Below are 19,025 nucleotides of genomic sequence, written 5' to 3' on the forward strand. Positions count from 1 at the left end.
CACTCTCAACGTTTCTTGCTCGATCCTCTTTCTTTTTTTTTTTTTTTCAAGCAGAAGACGGCATACGAGAGGTCTTAGGGTCTCGTGGGCTCGGAGATGTGTATAAGAGCCAGCGCTGGGGTTGTGGGTGGGGGGTGGCGCGTAGGGATGGACGCCCCGACCAAAGGGAGCTATAGCGGGTGGGCATGGAAACGGCGGGCCGCCCGTGGGGTCGGGGGCCCGCCGTCGGAAGCGTGCGTCAGCGGTGATCTTCCGCGTGCATGCCCACCCGGGGCGCGTCGATCACGACGTCGGTGAAGATGTCGAAGACCAGGGCGAGGATGCCGCCCACTACGAACACGCCGGCGCCGATCCATACGAGCGTCCAGTTGGCGGCGGTCAGCCCGAAACCGGCCACGATGGTGCCCACCAGCATCACCGTCACCGCGAGCCACGATGAGGCGCGGCCGCCGTGGCTGCCGAGATTCTCCGTCTGCTCCGACTTCTTCCCCTCAACCATGACAAATCCTTCCTTTGCCGGATATCCCGCTAATTGGTGCGAACCGGCTCTCAACCGGCATACCCTCTGCCTTGCACCATTCTCCCAGACGTGGTCTGCGGCCTCGCCGTCACGGTGGCTGTGTCTGGTTGCTGAACCGCCTACGATGGGCAGCGGGGAAGTTTGTCTCAGCCTCTCCTCCTGGCGGCGCCGCCGGGGTAGACCTGCGAGGAGCTTTACATAAAGTGGCAGCCATTCTCGACAAGATCCTACGTGCCGGCGAAGGCAAGATCCTGCGCAAGCTCAAGCGGATCGCAGACCAGGTCAACTCCATCGAGGACGACTTCTCAAGCCTGTCCGACGCGGAGTTGCGCGCTCTGACGGACGAATTCAAACAGCGGTACGCCGACGGCGAGAGCCTCGACGATCTGCTTCCCGAAGCGTTCGCGACCGTGCGTGAGGCGGCCCGCCGCGTGCTCGGCCAGCGCCCCTTCGACGTGCAGATCATGGGCGGGGCCAACCTGCACATGGGCAACATCTCGGAGATGAAGACCGGTGAGGGCAAGACCCTGACCTGTACGCTGCCCGCCTATCTCAACGCGCTCACGGGCAAGGGCGTCCACGTCATCACCGTCAACGACTACCTGGTCAAGGTCGGCGCCGAGAACATGGGCCGCATCTACCGGTTCCTCGGCCTCGAAGTCGGCATGATCCTGGCTGGTCAGCAGCCCGACGAGCGTCGCAAGCAGTACCAGGCGGACATCACGTACGGCACGAACAACGAGTTCGGCTTCGACTACCTTCGCGACAACATGGCCTGGTCGCTCGACGAGTGCGTGCAGCGCGGCCACAACTTCGCGATCGTGGACGAGGTCGACTCGATCCTGATCGACGAGGCCCGCACGCCGTTGATCATCTCCGGCCCCGGCGAGCAGTCGGGCAAGTGGTACAACGAGTTCGCAAAGATCGTGCCGCGTCTGCGTAAGGGCGTCGAGGCGAAGAACCCGGGCGAAGAGAGCACCGGCGACTACATCGTCGACGAGAAGAAGCGCACGGTCGGCATCCTGGAGGCGGGCGTCGAGAAGGTCGAGGACTGGCTCGGCATCGACAACCTCTACAAGCCGGAGCACACCCACCTCGTCGGCTTCCTGAACAACGCGCTCAAGGCCAAGGAGCTGTTCAAGAAGGACAAGGACTACATCGTCACCGAGGGCGAGGTCCTGATCGTCGATGAGTTCACCGGCCGCATCCTGCACGGGCGCCGCTACAACGAGGGCATGCACCAGGCCATCGAGGCCAAAGAAGGCGTGAAGATCAAGGACGAGAACCAGACTCTCGCCACGGTCACGCTCCAGAACTACTTCCGCCTCTACGACAAGCTGTCCGGCATGACCGGCACCGCCGTCACGGAGGCCAACGAGTTCCACCAGACGTACAAGCTGGGCGTCGTCCCGGTCCCGACGAACCGGCCGATGATCCGCAAGGACCAGGCCGACGTGGTCTACAAGACCGAGGACGCCAAGTTCAACGCGGTGGTCGACGACATCAAGGAGCGCTACGAGGTCGGCCAGCCGGTCCTCGTCGGCACGACCTCGGTGGAGAAGTCCGAGCGGCTGTCCAAGGCGCTCAAGCGCCGCGGCGTGCAGCACGAGGTGCTCAACGCGAAGAACCACGCCCGCGAGGCCGCGATCATCGCCGAGGCGGGCCGCAAGGGCGCCGTCACCGTCGCCACCAACATGGCCGGTCGAGGCACCGACATCATGCTCGGCGGCAACTCCGAGTTCCGCGCCGACCTCGAGCTGCGCCAGCGCGGCCTCGACCCGGTCGAGACGCCGGAGGAGTACGAGAAGGCCTACCCCGAGGCGCTGGAGAAGGCCAGGGCCGCGGTCAAGGCCGAGCACGACGAGGTGACCGCGCTCGGCGGCCTCTACGTCCTCGGCACCGAGCGGCACGAGTCGCGCCGCATCGACAACCAGCTCCGCGGTCGTTCCGGCCGTCAGGGCGACCCCGGCGAGTCGCGGTTCTACCTCTCGCTCGGCGACGACCTCATGCGCCTGTTCAACTCGGCCAGGGTCGAGATGATCATGACCAGGCTGCAGATCCCCGACGACCAGCCGATCGAGTCCGGCATCGTCTCCAAGGCCATCGCCTCCGCTCAACACCAGGTCGAGCAGCAGAACTTCGAGATCCGCAAGGAAGTTCTGAAGTACGACGAGGTGATGAACCGCCAGCGCAAGGTCATCTACGCCGAGCGGCACCGCGTGCTGGAGGGCGCCGACCTGCACGAGCAGGTGAGCGGCTTCATCGGCGAGGTGATCGAGGGCTACGTCCAGGGCGCCACGTCCGAGGGCTTCGCGGAGGAGTGGGACCTCGAGAAGCTGTGGAAGGCGTTCGGCGAGCTCTACCCGATCACGGTCCGGATCGACGACCTCGTGGAGGAGGCCGGCGGCCGCGAGGAGCTGTCCGCCGAGCTCATCTCCGAGAAGATCAAGGCCGACGCGCTGGCCGCGTACGCCAGGCGCGAGGAGGAGTTCGGTCCCGAGACCACGCGTGACCTCGAGCGCCGCGTGATCCTGTCCGTCCTCGACCGCAAGTGGCGCGAGCACCTGTACGAGATGGACTACCTGCGCGAGGGCATCGGCATGCGGGCCTACGCGCAGAAGGACCCGCAGATCGAATACCAGCGCGAGGGCTTCGAGATGTTCGCCGCGATGCTCGAGGGCATCAAGGAGGACTCCGTCGGCTTCCTGTTCAACCTCGAGGTCGAGGTGCAGGAAAACCCGATCGTCGAGGAAGAGGACGCGGTGCTGGCGGAGACCCGCTCGATCATCGCGCGCGGGCTGCGCGGCCCCGAGCGGCCCGCGGAGCTCGAATACTCGGCTCCCGGCGAGCAGGGAGACGTCGAGCACACGAGGGTCCGCACGACGCAGGCCGAGCGGGCCGCCTACGGCAACGTGGAGCGGAACGCGCCCTGCCCGTGCGGCTCGGGCAAGAAGTACAAGCGCTGCCACGGCGACCCGAAGAACGCCGCCTGAGCCCAGTGCTGAGCGCCTGAGCCGCCTGAGCCGCCTGCTGAGCGGCTGACGCCGGTCCGGTCGTTCCGCGAGGCCCCCGCTTCCGTCGAGGAAGCGGGGGCCTCGGGGTTTCTAGGCGGTCTCGAAATCGGTGCACAACCATTGGACGCCGTGTCGTTCGAGACGGATGGCGAGCACGTGGTTGCGTTCGCCGCACTGGACGAGCACGCACATTTCAATGGCTCCGTCTCGGGGCTCGTTCACGTGGAGGCTTTTCGCCAGCGGCGGATGGGCCGCGTTCAGCATTCGCCCGGCCCGCACCAGGTCCCGGTATGCCTGGTCGGTGAGCCGGTCCGCCATGGTCTCGGGAGGACGCCGGCCCGCCAGCACCTCGGCCAGGGCCTGGCCCAGGTGGCGCAGCCTGCGCTCGTCGGGGATGGCGCCCGGCGGGCCCCAGACCAGCGGATGTGGACTCGTGGCGCCGCAGGGCATGTCCGCCGAACGCGGGGCCGGGATGGATGCGATGGCAGCGGTGGCGGCGGCGGGGCGGGATGCTGTGGACACGCGTCCTCCGATATCCAGGTGGAGAAAGAATCGATATGAAGAGTTTTCGGCCTCGCTGGAATATACGAAGGCCACCAGCTTTCTCGATTCGCGCCGGCCTTTGTCCCTTTAGGCGATGAAAGTCGTGGAGAGCTGGATTCCTCGCCTGCCGTTTCGGTGGCCCCAAATCTAGGGCTCGGCGGGTTCGCGGCCGGGGGTCGGGAGGTTGAGCCAGCGGATGAGGGTGGCGAAGATCGCGTAATAGACGACGAAGTACACCAGGCCGAAGACGATGATCGTGCCCAGCCCGTGGGTGTTGGACTTGCTGGCGTTCAGGAGCAGGTCGATGGCGCCGCCCGAGAACGTGAAGCCCAGCCGGGCGCCCAGCTCCGCCATCAGGGCCATCGACACGCCGGTCAGCACCGCGTGCACGGCGAAGAGGACCGGGGCCACGAAGATGAACGCGAACTCCAGCGGCTCGGTGATGCCGGTGACGAAGGCGGTCAGGCCGGCCGAGAGCATGATCCCGCCGACGGCCTGGCGGCGCTCGGGCGGGGCCGCCCGCCACATGGCGATGGCCGCGCCCAGCAGGCCGAACATCATGACGGGGAAGAAGCCGGTCATGAAGATGCCCGCGCCCTGCTCCCCGGCGAAATAGCAGTTCAGGTCGCCTGCCGCGGCCCTGGTGGCGCCGTCCACGCCCGCGCGGCACTCGGGGAGGGTGAACCAGACGATGGTGTTCAGGAAGTGGTGCAGGCCCATCGGGATGAGCAGGCGGTTGGCCACGCCGTAGATGCCGGTGCCGACCGTACCGTGGGCCGAGAGCCAGTCGCCCACCTGCGCGAGCCAGTCGCCGATGGGCCGCCACAGGAGGCCGAAGACGACGCCGAGCAGCAGCGCGGCGATGGCGGTGACGATGGGGACCGAGCGGCGGCCGCCGAAGAAGGCCAGCCACGACGGCGCTTTCAGCCGGTAGAAGCGCTGCCAGAGCAGGGCCGCCGTGATGCCGATGACGATGCCGCCGAGCACGCCCGTCGGGTTCTGGGCGCCCAGGTTGAGGGCGGGAGTGCCGTCATGGAGTACGACGCGGACCTTGTCGTAGACCGCGCCCTGGCCCGCGTCGAAGAAGAGGGTCTTGCTGACCCGGTCGAAGACCAGGTAGCCGACCAGGGCGGCCAGGGCCGTGGAGCCGTCCGCCTTGCGGGCGAAGCCGATGGCCACGCCGATGGCGAACAGGAGGGGGAGGTTGTCGAAGAGGGCGCCGCCGGCCGCGGCCATGACCTCGGCCACGGGGAGCAGCCAGGGCAGCGTGCCGCCGAGGCCGTCCTTGCCCAGCAGGTCGTTCTGGCCGAAGCGGAAGAGCAGGCCCGCAGCGGGCAGGACGGCGATGGGCATCATGAGCGAGCGGCCGATGCGCTGCAGCACGGCGAAAGCCGACGACCAGGCCGAGACCGGGCCTGAGGCCGAGCCCGAGGTCGTGGCCACGCCCGCTCACCCCCGCACGACGATCCGCTCCGTCCGTGGGGGTCGGTGGGGTTCTACCCCGGGTCGGATCGTGCGGAAACGCCGTCCGTCTCGCCCGCGTCGACGTCGGGCTCGGGCTCTCGCCCGGGCGTCAGGATGTCGAGCCGGCGGATCAGGAACGTGAAGACGACGTAGTAGACCACGCCGTAGACCACGCCCAGGGCCAGGATGCCGGGTAAGTTCTGGGTGTTCGACTTGCTGGCGTTCAGCAGCATGTCCAGCAGGCCCGCGGAGAAGCCGAAGCCGAGCTGACCCCCGATGAGGGTGGTCAGCGCCATGGCCAGGCCGGTCAGGATCGCGTGGACCACCAGCAGCAGCGGCGCCACGAAGATGAAGGCGAACTCGATCGGCTCGGTGATCCCCGTGACGAACGACGCCAGCCCCGCCGACAGCATGATGCCGCCCACTGCGGCCCTGCGGTGGGGCGGGGCCGCCCGCCACATGGCCAGGGCGGCGGCGGGCAGGGCGAACATCATGATCGGGAAGAACCCGGCCATGAACTGGCCGGAGTGCGCGGCCCCGCCGAAGTAGCAGTTCCAGTCGCCGCCCAGCACCCGGCCGCCCACGTCGCACTGCGGCACCACGTACCAAACGACGGAGTTGACGAAGTGGTGCAGGCCGAGGGGGATCAGGAGGCGGTTGATCAGGCCGTAGATGCCGGTGCCGACCGGGCCGATGGCGGCCAGGGCCTCGCCCGCGTGCCGGATCCACTCGCCGATCACCGGCCAGAGCCAGCCGAAGACCACCGCGATGAGCAGCGCCACGATCGAGGTGATGATCGGCACGAACCTGCGCCCGCCGAAGAACGCCAGCCAGGACGGCAGCTTGATGCGGTGGAAGCGCTGCCAGAGCAGGGCGGCGACCAGGCCGATCACGATGCCGCCGAGCACCTTGGTGGGGTTCTGCATCCCGTAGTTGATGATCTCCGTGACGCCCTGGTCCTGCACCTCCTTGATCAGGACGGTGTCCCTGATGTCGGAGCCGAAGAACATCACCTTCGTCACCCGGTCGAAGACCAGGTAGCCGACCACGGCGGAGAGCGCGGTCGAGCCGTCCGCCTTGCGGGCGAAGCCGATCGCCACGCCCACGGCGAACAGCAGCGGCAGGTTCTGGAACAGCGCGTCGCCGGCTGCGGCCAGCACGTCGGCGACCTCGTTCATCCAGGCGAACCCCGCGACGTCCGCCAGGCCGCCCGGCTCGGGCCCGTTGGAGCCGAGCATGTCGGGCTGGCCGAAGCGCAGCAGCAGGGCCGCCGCGGGCAGGGCGGCGATGGGCAGCATCAGCGAGCGGCCCAGCCGCTGGAGCACGGTCATCACGCGAGCCAGCGGCGAAGGCCGTGCGGCCTTGGTCTCCTTCACCGGGAGTTCCTCCGGGGGGTGGAGCCGGGGGGAGGGTGAGAGCGGGCGTCGAAGGCCCGGCCGGGTCAGGCCCTCAGCCCCGTCTCACGGGCATTTCGAGAATGGTGCGCAACTGGTAGCGGTCGGCGCGGTAGGTGGACACGCCGAGCTCCGCGCAGGCGCCGCCGGAGAACGACCTGCGTTGCAGCAGCAGCACGGCGCCCCCGCGCGGCAGCTTCAGCAGGTCGGCGTCGCTCGGGTCGGCGATGCCGCCGTCGATGGTGAGCTCGCCGGCGTCCATGACCAGGCCGTAGCGGCTCTCCAGCAGTGCGTACAGCGATCTGTCCGACAGGTCGTGGTCGGCCAGGTCGGGGGCGAGCTTGACCGGGATGTGCGCCCGCTCGATGGACAGCGGCTCCCCGTCGGCCGTCCGCAGGCGCTCGATGAAGTGCACCTCCTCGCCCGGCTGGATGCCCAGCTCCTTGGCCAGGTGGGCGCTGGCGCGCACGATCCGCCTGTCGAGGTCGCGCGAGCCGGGGATCATGCCGCGGGCTCTCATGTCGTCGGTGAACGACGTGAGCTGCAGCGCCAGCTCGATCTTGGGCCGGGCCACGAAGGTGCCCTTGCCCGGTACGCGGTGCAGACGGCCCTCGGACACGAGGTGGTCGACGGCCTGACGTACGGTCATTCTGGACAGGCCGAAGCGCTGGCAGAGCTCGCGCTCGGACGGGATGGCCGCTCCGATGCTGAGCTCGTCGCTGTCGATGAGGTCCAGCAGGATCTCGCGAAGCTGGAAGTACTTGGGCACCGGGCTGTCCGGATCGATGTGCGCCACGGATCCTCCCCTCGATCTGACATAGGCAATGGGTTATGGTTCGTACTGGTCTAGTCCGGACTAGACCACATGGCGGGAAAGACGGTCAAGCCCGAACCGTAGTGAGTTGAGAAATGAGCCCGAGATGACCACCAAGATGCACAGCGAGATCGCCGAGCAGCCGGCCGCGTTGCGAGCCACCCTGGACGCCCTCCTCCCACGGGTCGGTGAGGTGAGAGCGGTGGGCGAGCGGACCCGCCAGCTGTTGTTCATCGCGCGTGGTACCTCCGACAACGCAGCAGTTTACGGCCGTTACCTGGTCGAAGCGCACGCCGGCCGCCTGTCGGCGCTGGCCGCGCCGTCGATCGCGACGACGTACAAGCGCAAGCTCGACCTGGACGGCGTGCTGGCCGTGGCGATCTCGCAGTCCGGCCGGACCGAGGAGATCGTCGAGACGCTGGCCTGGGCGAAGGACTGCGGCGCCAGCACGGTCGGCATCACGAACGGCGGCGAGGACAGCCCGCTCGCGCAGGCCGCGGACGTGGCGCTGTGCACGGTGGCGGGGGAGGAGAAGGCCGTTCCCGCGACCAAGACCTACACCACGCAGCTCGCCGCGCTGGCCGTGCTGGCGCTGGGCCTGGGCGCGGACGTGGACGCCGACGACCTGCGCCGGGTCCCCGACGCGGTGGAGAAGCTGATCGCCGAGCCCGGCGACCTGGCGGCCGTGGTGGAGGGCCTGCTGGACAAGCCGGGCGTGGTGGTGTCCGGGCGCGGGCTGGCGTTCTCGACGGCGCTGGAGACGGCGCTGAAGCTCAAGGAGGCCTGCTACCTGCACGCCATGGGCCTGTCCTACGCGGACCTGCTGCACGGGCCCATCGCGGTGGTCGACGCCGACACCCCGGCGCTGCTGGTCGCCGCCGAGAACAGCCCGACGCTGTCCGGCACGGTCGCGCTGGCGGAGCGGGTGGTGGCCGCGGGCGCGGCGGCGTACACGATCGGGGGCGGCACGGCGCTCGCGAAGGCGGGCACGGCCGCACTGAACGGCCCTGACCTGCCCGAATGGGTGGCGCCCATGGGCCTGATCGTGCCCGGCCAGCTCCTCACCGAGGCGCTCGCCCGCCGGCTCGGCATCGACCCCGACGCGCCGCGCGGGCTGAACAAGGTCACCCAGACAGACTGATCACTGAGCGTCGTTTAGCCTGGTCGCAGTGTCAGTGCTAGGGAGGACCGGATGGCGGCGGATGCAAACGCGATCATCGCCGGGCTCGGCGGTGCCGACAACATCATCGAGATCGAGCCCTGCATCACCCGGTTGCGCACGGAGGTGTACGACGCGTCCAAGGTCGATCAGGCCGCGCTCAAGGCGGCGGGCGCCCATGGCGTGATGGCCGCCGGGAACGTGGTTCAGGTCGTCGTCGGGCCGGAGGCGGACACGATCGCCAGCGACATCGAGGACATCATCGGCTAAGGGCGAGACCATGACGACTGTTCTCGCCCCGGTTGAGGGGGCAGCTGTGGGGTTGGCCGCCGTGCCCGATCCGGTCTTCTCCGCGGGCATGGTGGGGCCGGGAACGGCGATCGATCCGCTGAGGGGGCCCGGCAAGGCCGTAGCCCCCATAGCGGGAAAAATCATGAAACTGCATCCGCATGCCTACGTCATCGTGGGGGACGACGGCAAAGGCGTGCTGGTGCACCTGGGCATCGACACGGTCCAGCTCAAAGGCAGGGGGTTCCAGCTCCTGGCGGCTGAGGGGGACCGGGTGTGCGCCGGGCAGCCGGTGGTGGCCTGGGACCCGGCGGCGATCGAGGCGGGCGGGCGCTCGCCCGTGTGCCCGGTCGTCGCACTGGACGCGCTTTCCGAGTCCGTCACCGGAGTGGCGGAAGGGGCCGTGCACGTGGGGGACGAGCTGTTCAGATGGGAATAGCCGCCCGTTCGCGGAGCTTGGACGGGGCGCCGACCGCCCCGACATACCCGCAGATGACGCGACAATAGGCACGCCGCCGATGTGACCGGGATCGGCCGGTTGCCAGGCACGACGGTCCGGCTGGTCTGGACCGGCACCAGAAGGAGGAGAAGTTACATGGGTGAGCGCAAGGTCACCGTGGCGGCGGAGGTGGGGCTGCATGCCCGTCCCGCGGCGACGTTCGTGCAACGGGCGAAGCAGGCCCCGATGGACATCACGGTGGAGAAGGCCCATGGTGGGGGCCCGGTCAACGGCAAGAGCATCCTCGCCATCATGGCGCTCGACGTCCGGCAGGGCGAGACCGTCGTGATCAGCGCCGAGGGCGACGGCTCGGAGGAGATCCTCGACGAGCTGGCCGCGATCGCCAGTACGCCATGAACCTGCGGGGGGTGGGGGTCAGCCCGGGCATCGGGCACGGCCCCGCTTACGTCCTGACCGTCTCCGTGCCCGAACCCCCCGAGGGCGCCACCTACACCGGTGAGGCGGAGCAGGAGAAGGAGCGCGCGATGGTCGCGCTCACGCAGGTCGCGGGCGAGCTGGAGTCCCGCGGCAACCAGGCGGGCGGCGAGGCCGAGGACATCCTCAAGGCCCAGGCGATGATGGCCGAGGACCCCGGTCTGATCGTGAAGGTCAAGTCACTGATCGACCGTGGTCTGGCCGCCCCCAGGGCGGTCTTCGAGGCTTTCGTGAAATACCGGGAAGTGCTGGCCGGGTCCGGCGGCTACCTGGGCGAGCGGGCCGCCGACCTGGACGACATCAGGGACCGCGTGATCGCGCTGCTCTACGGGCAGGCCATGCCGGGGCTGCCGGTGTCGCCCGCGGAGCCGTACGTGCTGGTGGCCAGGGATCTCGCGCCCGCCGACACGGCGTTGCTGTCCAGGGAGCACGTGGCCGCGTTCGTCACCGAGGAGGGCGGCCCCACCAGCCACACCGCGATCATGGCCAGGGCGATGGGCGTGCCCGCCGTCGTGGCCTGCCCGGGCGCCACCGGCATCCCGGCGGGCGTGCACGTGATGGCCGACGGCACCACGGGCGAGGTGCGCCTGGACCCGGCCGAGGCCGAGGTCGCCGATGCGCTCGGCGCGGCCACCCTGCGGCAGGCCGTGCTGGCCTCGTCGAGGGGGCCGGGCCGGACGGCGGACGGGCAGCCGATTCAGCTGCTCGCGAACATCGGCGGCCCGTCCGAGCTCGCCGCGGCCGTGGAGGCGGGCGCCGAGGGCGTCGGGCTCTACCGGACCGAGTTCCTCTTCCTCGACAGGAGCGAGCCGCCGTCGGAGGAGGAGCAGCGCGACGCCTACCGGGCCGCGCTGGAGGCCTTCCCCCGCGGCAACGTGATCGTGCGCACGCTGGACAGCGGCGCGGACAAGCCGCTGGCGTTCCTGCCCGCCCAGGGCGCCGAGCCGAACCCGGCGCTGGGCGAGCGCGGGCTGCGCAAGGCCAGGAGATTTCCCGAGGTGATGGACGCGCAGCTGGGCGCGCTCGCCGCCGTGGCGTCCGAGCGGCTCCAGGTGATGGCGCCGATGGTGGCCACGGCCGAGGAGGCCAGGTGGTTCGCGCGGGCGTGCCGGTCCAGGGGCCTGCCGAGCGTGGGCGTGATGATCGAGATCCCGTCGGCGGCGCTGCGGGCCGAGCACCTGCTCGCGCCCGTGGACTTCGTCTCGATCGGGACCAACGACCTCGCCCAGTACGCCTTCGCCGCCGACCGCGAGCTGGCCGCCGTGAGCGCCTTGCACGACCCGTGGCAGCCCGCGCTGCTCGACCTGGTCGCCATGGTCGGGACCGCCGCGGCGGAAGCGGGCAAGCCGTGCGGGATCTGCGGGGAGTCGGCCGCCGGGCCGGCGCTGGCGTGCGTGCTCGTCGGGCTCGGGGTCACGTCGCTGTCGATGGGCGCCCCTGCGGTGGCGGCCGTACGCGCGGCGCTGGCCGAGCACACGCTGGAGCAGTGCGTGCTGGCGGCGGACGCGGCGCGGGCGCAGGTGACGGCGGCGCAGGCGCAGGAGGCGGCTCGCGAGCAACTGCCCGGCCTCGACAGCCTGGGGTTGTAGTTCCGGCGGCTTTCGGTAAGCGTGCGGCTTGGGCGGGTCGTCGGATGGATACCTTGGAGGCATGCTTCGACGGATCGGAACGACAGGTCTCCTGGTGCTCGCTATGACGGCCTGCGGCGGTGGCGGGGCCGGTGCGGCCCCGACCGGGGGCAAGGCCGCGCCGCCCGCCCAGAGCACGCAGGCGCGGACCTCGAGCCCGTCGCAGGCGCAGCCCGACCCGGTGCAGCGCGTCCTGTCTAAGCTGAGCGTCGAGGAGAAGGTCGGCCAGCTCTTCATGCCCGTCCTGTACGGCACCGCCGCCGACACCGTGTCGGGCGAGAACCAGGCCAGGTACGCCGCACAGACCCCGGCCAAGGTGGTCGCGAAATACCACCTGGGCGGCGTGATCCTCTTCCCGCAGAACGTCAGGAGCACCGGCCAGGTCGTCGGCCTGACCAACGGCCTGCAGCGCTCGGCCAAGAAGGTCCCGCTGCTGATCGGCACCGACCAGGAGAACGGCCTGGTGTCCAGGATGTCCGCGCTCATGACTCCCTTCCCGGGGGCCGCCCAGATCGGCGCGACGAAGCAGCCCGACCTGTCGCGGGCCGTGGCCAAGGCCACCGGCGAGGAGCTGCGCGCGCTCGGCGTGAACCTCGACTTCGCCCCCGTCGCCGACGTCAACGTCAACCCGCGAAACCCCGTCATCGGCAGGCGGGCCTTCGGCGACGACCCGGAGCGGGTGGCCACGATGGTGGCCGCGGCGGTCAAGGGGTTCGCCGACGCGAAGGTGGCGGCCACGGCCAAGCACTTCCCCGGCCATGGCGACACCGCCGTCGACAGCCACACCGGGCTGCCGGTGATCAAGCACACGAAGGCCGAGTGGGAGCGCATCGACGCGCCGCCGTTCAAGGCCGCGATCGCGGCCGGGGTGGACGCCGTGATGAGCGCCCACATCGTCTTCCCCAAGCTCGACTCCTCGGGGGACCCGGCGACGCTGTCCAAGCCCATCCTGACCGGCCTGCTGCGGGAGAAGCTCGGCTTCGACGGCGTTATCTCCACCGACGCGCTCAACATGGCGGGCGTGCGCAAGAAGTACAACGACGGCGAGATCGCGGTGCGGGCCGTGCTGGCCGGGGCCGATCTGCTGCTCATGCCGAACGACCTGCCCAAGGCATACCAGGCGGTGCTGGCCGCGGTGAAGTCGGGCCGGATCTCCACGCAGCGGCTCGACCAGTCCGTCACCAGGCTGCTGAAGCTCAAGCAGGCCAGGGGGACGCTGACCGAGGCGCCCGTCGCCTCCGCGGCGGAGGCGGCCCGCGTGCTGCGCTCCGCCGAGCACCGCAAGCTGGCCGCCAAGGTCGCAAGCGCCGGGTAGCGCGGGGTAGCGCTGGCCCGCGCGGCTCAGCACAGGGTACGGGTCGCGAGCCGGACAGCCGGCCGGCGGGCCCACCTTTGACCCTTTAGTGGCATTTAAGATCATTTCTGGTGAACGTTCTATCCTAGAACGGGATTCGAGCCGGAGGTGGTCATGGTCACGGGTGTCCTCATCGACTGGGGCGGGGTGCTGACGACCAGCCTTTCCGACGCCATCGCGCGGTGGATCGAGGTGGACCGGATCGACAGCGCCCACTACCACACGGTGATGCGCGAGATGATCGACCACGCCTACCGCGCCACCGGGGCCGGCAACGGCGAGAGCACCGTCCACGCCCTCGAACGCGGCGAGCTCGACGGCCCCGCCTTCGAGCGCGACCTCGCCGCCAGGCTGCTGACCGTGGACGGGGTGCCGCCGGCGGCCGAAGGGCTGCTGGAGCGGATGTTCGCGAACTTCGACCGGGTCGACGCGATGTACGACATGCTCCGCGACGTACGCGCACAGGGCGTCAAGACCTGCCTGCTGTCCAACTCCTGGTCCAACGTGTACCCGCGCGACGGCTGGGACGAGATCTTCGACGCGGTCGTGATCTCCGGCGAGGTCGGCATGCGCAAGCCGGAGCCCCGCATCTTCCACCACGCGCTCGGCCAGATCGGGCTCGCGGGGGAGGAGTGCGTGTTCATCGACGACATCGAGGCCAACATCCTGGCCGCCCGCGCGCTCGGCATAGCCGGCATCCACCACAGGGACGCGGACTCGACCATCACGGAGCTCGAAACGCTCCTCCGTCTCACCCTGCGACGGGCATGATCTACCGAAAAAGGGGCGAAGTAGGCCGGTAATGAGGTCTTGACCAGGCCCTATCAGTAGGGTGTCGGTCGGCGACGCAGGTTTCTCCGTTGCGCCGCCCCTCGCAAGCTTGGAAAGGTTCGTCATGCGCGTCTATCTGCCGTGCACTCTTCCGGCCCTGGCCGCCGCGGTCGAGGCGGGAGAGCTGGGCCCGGTTCCGCTGACCGGCTACGCGGTGACCCCCGCGCTGATCGAGTGGTACGCCTCGGGCGACACCGAAGAGCTCGAATACGTCGCGCTCACCGAGGCGGCCCGCGCCTCGCTGCGGCTGCTGGCCGCCGAGCGCGCCGGCGGCGTCGAGGCGGCGCCCCGGCGCGTGGTGGTGGCGGCCGAGGTGCCCGACCAGCCGGCCGCCCCGGGCGCCGATCTGGAAGAACGCGCGAGAGTACGCCTCACCGCGCCGATCCCGCTGGCCAAGGTGGCCGCGGTGCACGTGGACGACCTCTACGCCGTGCCCGACATCGAGGCCGCGATCGGCGCGCTGCCCGCCGCCGACGAGGGCGACGACGACGCGAGGTTCACGGTGGACGGGGCCGAGGCGCACGAGCTCATGTGGTACGCGAATCAGGAGATTCCTGACCTGCTGCGTTCATAACGGTGACGTCACATCGGCGGCCCCGCCGGGCGTGGCTGGCTGAGATGTCGCTATGGTCCCGACGCAGCATCAATCGTCTGACCAAAGGAGTCGGTTCTCAGTGAAGCTTCGAGTTGCGGCGACCGCGATCGGGGTGGCGGCGGTGGCCCTCTTCGCAGCCTCCCCCGCGAACGCCCAGGTGGCGGCGCAACGGTACGACCACCAGGACCCCTACAAGTCGGGCTGCGGCAACGCGGCCCGCTCGGTGAAGTCCGGTAAGATCATCAGCCGGGCCAACGGCCAGGTCGGCACGATCAAGCTCATGTGGTCCGGCAAGTGCCAGACCAACTGGATCGAGATCAGGACCGCCACGTCCGCCAACGGCATCATCAGCGTGTACGCCGCGGACGGCCGCTCCGACCGGTTCAGCTTCAAGGCCGGCAACGGCGGCCGGCACTGGGGCAACATGATCCGCGCCAAGAACATGTGCGCCTGGGGCAGTGCCAGCGTGCAGTGGAACGGCGGCAGGGGCGGCCAGTACGGCTCCGGCACCACCGCCAAGGCCTGCGACTGACACCAGCAGACCCAGCGGGGGCCGTGGTCTGCGGGCCACGGCCCCTCCCGTTCACCGTCATGTCACACCTGCCGATTAAGCTTGATCTGACATGACAAAGCACATCATCTGGGATTGGAACGGCACGCTGTTCCATGACATCGACGCCGTGGTCGGAGCCACAAACGAGGTCTTCAGGCCCTATGAGCTGCCTGAGCTGACCGCCGACGGCTTCCGGGCCGTCTACACCCGCCCGATCTGGGTCGCCTACGAGCGCCTGCTCGGCCGCCCGCTGAACGAAGGCGAGTGGGAGCTGCTGGACGACGGGTTCCACGAGCACTACTTCCGGTTGAGCGTGGCCTGCGGGCTGGCCACCGACGCGCTGCTCGCGCTCACGAACTGGACCGGCACGCAGTCGCTCTGCTCGATGGCGCCGCACGCCCACCTGGTGCCGATCGTCGACTCGTTCGGCATCACCCGGCACTTCACCAGGGTCGACGGCCTGCTCGGCACCACCGGCGGTGAGAAGGCCGCGCACATGACCCTGCACATGCAGGCCATCGGCGTCGATCCCGGCGAGGTCCTGGTGATCGGCGACAGCGTGGACGACGGGCTCGCCGCCAAGCACGTGGGGGCCAAGGCGGTGCTCTACACCGGCGGGATGACCACGCGGGCCGAGCTGGAGGGCACCGGGCTGCCGGTGGTGGACACCCTCGCGGACGCGCTGGACTACGCGTAAGGTCAGGCCCCTGTCCACCTGGCGCGGCCGATCGCACCAGGTCATGCTTAAATCGCTCAGACGGCGGCCCTGAGCCCGGCGCCGGCCTTACCCTGCAAGGGTCCCCCCAGGAGGCTGCCATCAACCGCCTTGTGCTCTGGAACATCGATCTGACCCTGGTCGACGTCGCCATCGTGACCAGGGACGCCTACGCCGAGGCTTTCCGCGTCGTGACCGGGCGCCCGCTGGTCAAGCTCGTCCCGCCGCTGGGCCGCCCGGATTCCGAGATCGTCTTCGAGACGCTCGCCGTCAACGGCATCCAGGCCGAGGACGCCCACCTGCCCAAGTTCCTGTCCGCGCTCGCCCTGGCCTTCGCCGACCGGCGCGGTCGGCTGGCCAAGGAGGGGCGGATGATGCCGGGGGCCAAGGCCGCGCTCAAGGCGGTGTCGAGGCTCGACGGCGTGGTCCAGACGGTGCTGACCGGCACGATCAAGAGCAATGCCGTGCACAAGCTCAAGGCGTTCGGGCTGGACAAGCACGTCGATTTCGAGCTCGGCGGCTACGGCGAGGAGGTCTATCCCAAGGCGACGCTGCTGCAGGTCGCCCAGGGGCGGGCCAAGCAGCGGCTCGGCACGCCGTTCACCGCGGCCAACACCGTGGTGATCGGGGACTCCACGCGTGACGTGCAGGCCGCCAAGATCGGCGGGGCCGCGATGATCGGGGTCGCCTCCGGGCGCTCGATGGCGGGGGAGCTCCGCGAGGCGGGGGCCGACGTCGTGCTGCCCGACCTGTCCAACGCCTCCGAGGTGGTGGCCGCGGTCGCCGGCCTGACCTCGCCGGTGGACCGCCGCCCCGGCCAGGCCGATCTCAGCTCATGGCGGTGAGGAAGCGGGCCGCGATGGGCGCCGCGACGGCGGAGCCCGCGCCGCCGCCCTCGACGATCACCGCGAACGCCAGGTCGCCCTTGTAGCCGATGAACCACGAGTGCGCGGGCGGCTCCTTGCCCGAGCCGTACTCGGCCGTGCCGGTCTTGCCCGCCGTGCCGGACGGGAAGCGGACGGCGTGGGCGGTGCCGTCGGTGACGACGGCGGGCATGAGCTCGCGCAGCGCGGCCACGACGCCTTGCTCCAGCGGCCGGGGGTTGTCCGGCTGGGCGCCGGGGATCGCCTCGCCGGTGACGAGCCTGGGCGCGATCCACGCCCCTGAGGCGATGGCCGCGGCGACCGAGGCCATGTTCAGCGGGCTCGCGAGCACCCGGCCCTGCCCGATCGAGGCGGAGGCCAGGTCCGTGTCGTCCTTGGGGTCGGGGAACTCGGCGCGCACCGCGGGCACGCCGGGGGTGATCGGGGTGCCGAAGCCGAAGCTCCTGGCGACCTTGGCCAGCCGGCCGCCGTTCAGCTCGGCCACGCTCATCTCCCCGAACGTGGTGTTGCACGAATGCGCGAACGCCTCCTGGAACGTCAGCGTGCCGAAGTCCTCGAAGCCCGCGTTGTGGAAGGGGAAGCCGCCGATGTTCTTCTCGGCCGGGCAGGAGACCTGCCTGGCCGGCTCGGCCCCGTCCGCGACCAGCGCGGAGGCCGTCACGACCTTGAACGTCGAGCCGGGCGGATATTTGCCGAGCAGCGCCCGGTTGAACCCGCCGGGCTTGTTGACCACCGCCAGGATCTCCCCGGTCGAGGCCCGCAGCGCCACCAGGGAGGCGGGCTTGCGCACCCCGTCCAGAGCCTCGGCGCCGGCGCGGTGGACCTTGAGGTCGATCGTGGTCTGGACGGGCCGGGTCTTGCCCGGCTCGACCACGGTCTTGACGACCTGGTCGCCCTGGACGAGGTCGATCCGGGCGCGGTTCTCGGCGTTGAAGCGGTCGGGGATGGTCTGCTTCACGCCCTCGACCAGCTGCTGCACGGAGCCGGGCGCGTCCGGGGTGTTGACCGGGGTGCCGTCGGCGGCCAGGACCTGCAGCGGGTCGCCGTCCTGCTTGACCACCCGCAGGGAGAGGCCCTTCCTGAGCAGCGGGTGGATGGCGGCCGGGGTCCAGGCGACCCGCCAGCCGCCGTCGCGCTCGACGAGCTTGAGGTCCCCGCTGTAGTCCCAGTCGCGCGGCCCGGCCAGCTTGGCGCTGAAGCCGACGACGCCGCCAGTGTCCGCGGCCGAGGCGGCGAACACCCCCGATGGCCTGGGCCGGTGGAAGCTCGCCTGGGTGAGCTTCAGGTCCGTACGGAAGCGCCGGTGCCAGCTCTCGAAGTCGGCGGGCGGGTCGGCGACCAGCGTGCGCATCGTCGTGTAGTCCTCGGCCGACCAGGCCGCGAGATAGCGGTCGGCCGTGTCCTCCGGCGAGCCCTCCGTGCGCAGCGCCCAGATGACGCCGGCCGCGGCGACGACCGGGATCAGCAGCCCCGCGACGATCCACGGCCATCTGCGCCGCCGCCGTGGCCTTCCCTCCTCCGGCTGAAGATACGCGTACATTGTCCCCCTTTGTGGTGCCATGAGGCAGAGGACACCAGAGGGCCGGTAACGGTGTCCAATACTGATATAGCCGTTACATAGATATAAATCTGGATATAGTTGCTGGTCATGGACCTCGTCCGGCACCTCCGCTACTTCACCGTGGTGGCGGAGGAACTCCACTTCGGCAACGCGGCGATCCGGCTCGGCATGGCCCAGCCGCCGCTCAGCCAGCGCATCAAGCGGCTGGAGGAGGAGCTCGGCGTGCGGCTCTTCGACCGCTCGGCCCGCCAGGTCCGGCTCACCGAGGCGGGCCGGCTGCTGCTGGCCGAGGCCCGCGAGATCGTGACCAGGGTGGACCGGCTGCACGAGCTGGCCAAGCAGGGCGAGGGCGCGGTGCTGAAGGTCGGTGTCCCGCCCGATCTGGCCCCCGCCGTGCTCGCCGCGCTGATCGCGGGCTTCCGCGAGACCAACCCCGGGGTACGCCTCGCGCCCGCCGAGATCTGGACCGCCGACCAGGTGACGGCGCTGACGGAAGGCGCGATCGACGTCGGCCTGGTCCGCCACCCTGTCGCCGCCCCGGGGCTGCGCTTCGGCCAGGTCCTCGTGCAGGTCCAGGGCGTGCTGCTGGCCGCCGGCGACCCGCTGACCGGCGTCGGCGAGGTGCACCTGGCAGACCTGGCGGGGCGCGAGCTGCTGATGCCGCCCAAGGAGGGCGAGCCGGGGCTGCACGCGGAGATGCTGTCGGAGTGCCGCCGCCACGGCTACGTGCCCGTGCAGGTGCACCAGGGGGCCGGGCTGGGGCTGGTGCTGGCG

19 protein-coding genes are annotated in these 19,025 nt (G+C 70.0%); 13 read left to right on the top strand and 6 right to left on the bottom strand.

Annotation, left to right across the window (positions count from 1 at the left end):
* Positions 1–238: 238 nt before the first annotated feature.
* The gene (locus ETD85_RS46685; protein ID WP_132623617.1) at positions 239–499 is read right to left on the bottom strand and encodes an HGxxPAAW family protein; all 261 of its coding nucleotides are present in this window, start codon (positions 497–499) and stop codon (positions 239–241) included.
* Positions 500–723: 224 nt separating this feature from the next.
* Between ETD85_RS46685 and secA the strand changes: the two genes are divergently transcribed.
* Positions 724–3,513 (top strand): preprotein translocase subunit SecA, encoded by a 2,790-nt coding sequence (secA, locus tag ETD85_RS46690; protein ID WP_138696293.1) that lies wholly within the window; start codon positions 724–726, stop codon positions 3,511–3,513.
* A 111-nt stretch (positions 3,514–3,624) separates the two neighbouring features.
* Here secA and ETD85_RS46695 read toward each other — a convergent pair whose 3' ends face one another.
* From ETD85_RS46695 to ETD85_RS46710, 4 genes are all read right to left on the bottom strand, one after another.
* Positions 3,625–4,056, bottom strand: a complete 432-nt coding sequence (locus ETD85_RS46695) for an Rv3235 family protein (RefSeq protein ID WP_240779877.1) — start codon at positions 4,054–4,056, stop codon at positions 3,625–3,627.
* Positions 4,057–4,224: 168 nt separating this feature from the next.
* The gene (locus ETD85_RS46700) at positions 4,225–5,520 is read right to left on the bottom strand and encodes a PTS transporter subunit EIIC (RefSeq protein WP_170247212.1); all 1,296 of its coding nucleotides are present in this window, start codon (positions 5,518–5,520) and stop codon (positions 4,225–4,227) included.
* Positions 5,521–5,573: 53 nt separating this feature from the next.
* Positions 5,574–6,917: a PTS transporter subunit EIIC gene (locus ETD85_RS46705; RefSeq protein ID WP_138696294.1), complete on the bottom strand. Its 1,344-nt coding sequence runs from the start codon at positions 6,915–6,917 to the stop codon at positions 5,574–5,576.
* A 73-nt stretch (positions 6,918–6,990) separates the two neighbouring features.
* The gene (locus ETD85_RS46710) at positions 6,991–7,731 is read right to left on the bottom strand and encodes a GntR family transcriptional regulator (RefSeq protein ID WP_138696295.1); all 741 of its coding nucleotides are present in this window, start codon (positions 7,729–7,731) and stop codon (positions 6,991–6,993) included.
* A 124-nt stretch (positions 7,732–7,855) separates the two neighbouring features.
* Here ETD85_RS46710 and ETD85_RS46715 point away from each other — a divergent pair, with 124 nt between their 5' ends.
* The 11 genes from ETD85_RS46715 (at position 7,856) to ETD85_RS46765 (ending at position 16,651) form a co-directional block, all read left to right on the top strand.
* Positions 7,856–8,890, top strand: coding sequence for an SIS domain-containing protein (locus tag ETD85_RS46715; protein ID WP_138696296.1), 1,035 nt, complete (start codon positions 7,856–7,858; stop codon positions 8,888–8,890).
* A 51-nt stretch (positions 8,891–8,941) separates the two neighbouring features.
* Positions 8,942–9,178 carry a PTS sugar transporter subunit IIB gene (locus ETD85_RS46720; protein ID WP_138696297.1) on the top strand — a complete coding sequence of 79 codons (237 nt, stop codon included), beginning with the start codon at positions 8,942–8,944 and terminating at the stop codon, positions 9,176–9,178.
* 10 nt (positions 9,179–9,188) lie between these two features.
* Complete coding sequence (locus tag ETD85_RS46725; RefSeq protein WP_138696298.1) at positions 9,189–9,635, top strand: PTS sugar transporter subunit IIA; 447 nt, start codon at positions 9,189–9,191, stop codon at positions 9,633–9,635.
* A gap of 156 nt (positions 9,636–9,791) precedes the next feature.
* Positions 9,792–10,052 (top strand): HPr family phosphocarrier protein, encoded by a 261-nt coding sequence (locus ETD85_RS46730; RefSeq protein WP_138696299.1) that lies wholly within the window; start codon positions 9,792–9,794, stop codon positions 10,050–10,052.
* Positions 10,049–11,719: a phosphoenolpyruvate--protein phosphotransferase gene (gene ptsP / locus ETD85_RS46735; protein WP_138696300.1), complete on the top strand. Its 1,671-nt coding sequence runs from the start codon at positions 10,049–10,051 to the stop codon at positions 11,717–11,719. Before ETD85_RS46730 ends, ptsP begins: the two co-directional genes overlap by 4 nt.
* Positions 11,720–11,780: 61 nt before the next feature.
* Positions 11,781–13,073 (top strand): beta-N-acetylhexosaminidase, encoded by a 1,293-nt coding sequence (nagZ, locus tag ETD85_RS46740; RefSeq protein WP_138696301.1) that lies wholly within the window; start codon positions 11,781–11,783, stop codon positions 13,071–13,073.
* A gap of 153 nt (positions 13,074–13,226) precedes the next feature.
* The gene (locus ETD85_RS46745) at positions 13,227–13,883 is read left to right on the top strand and encodes an HAD family hydrolase (protein ID WP_138696302.1); all 657 of its coding nucleotides are present in this window, start codon (positions 13,227–13,229) and stop codon (positions 13,881–13,883) included.
* Between the two features lie 124 nt (positions 13,884–14,007).
* The gene (locus ETD85_RS46750) at positions 14,008–14,517 is read left to right on the top strand and encodes a DUF6912 family protein (protein ID WP_138696303.1); all 510 of its coding nucleotides are present in this window, start codon (positions 14,008–14,010) and stop codon (positions 14,515–14,517) included.
* Positions 14,518–14,617: 100 nt separating this feature from the next.
* Positions 14,618–15,070, top strand: a complete 453-nt coding sequence (locus ETD85_RS46755; RefSeq protein WP_170247213.1) for a DUF2690 domain-containing protein — start codon at positions 14,618–14,620, stop codon at positions 15,068–15,070.
* Between the two features lie 91 nt (positions 15,071–15,161).
* Complete coding sequence (locus ETD85_RS46760) at positions 15,162–15,788, top strand: HAD family hydrolase (RefSeq protein WP_138696305.1); 627 nt, start codon at positions 15,162–15,164, stop codon at positions 15,786–15,788.
* A 131-nt stretch (positions 15,789–15,919) separates the two neighbouring features.
* Positions 15,920–16,651, top strand: coding sequence for an HAD family hydrolase (locus tag ETD85_RS46765; RefSeq protein ID WP_138696306.1), 732 nt, complete (start codon positions 15,920–15,922; stop codon positions 16,649–16,651).
* Here ETD85_RS46765 and ETD85_RS46770 read toward each other — a convergent pair.
* The gene (locus ETD85_RS46770) at positions 16,635–18,230 is read right to left on the bottom strand and encodes a penicillin-binding transpeptidase domain-containing protein (RefSeq protein ID WP_138696307.1); all 1,596 of its coding nucleotides are present in this window, start codon (positions 18,228–18,230) and stop codon (positions 16,635–16,637) included. The genes ETD85_RS46765 and ETD85_RS46770 overlap by 17 nt on opposite strands.
* Positions 18,231–18,338: 108 nt before the next feature.
* Between ETD85_RS46770 and ETD85_RS46775 the strand changes: the two genes are divergently transcribed.
* Positions 18,339–19,025: LysR family transcriptional regulator (locus ETD85_RS46775; protein WP_138696308.1), on the top strand; the 687-nt coding region annotated here is incomplete at its 3' end.

The organism is Nonomuraea zeae, from assembly GCF_005889725.1.
GTDB classification, from domain to species: domain Bacteria; phylum Actinomycetota; class Actinomycetes; order Streptosporangiales; family Streptosporangiaceae; genus Nonomuraea; species Nonomuraea zeae.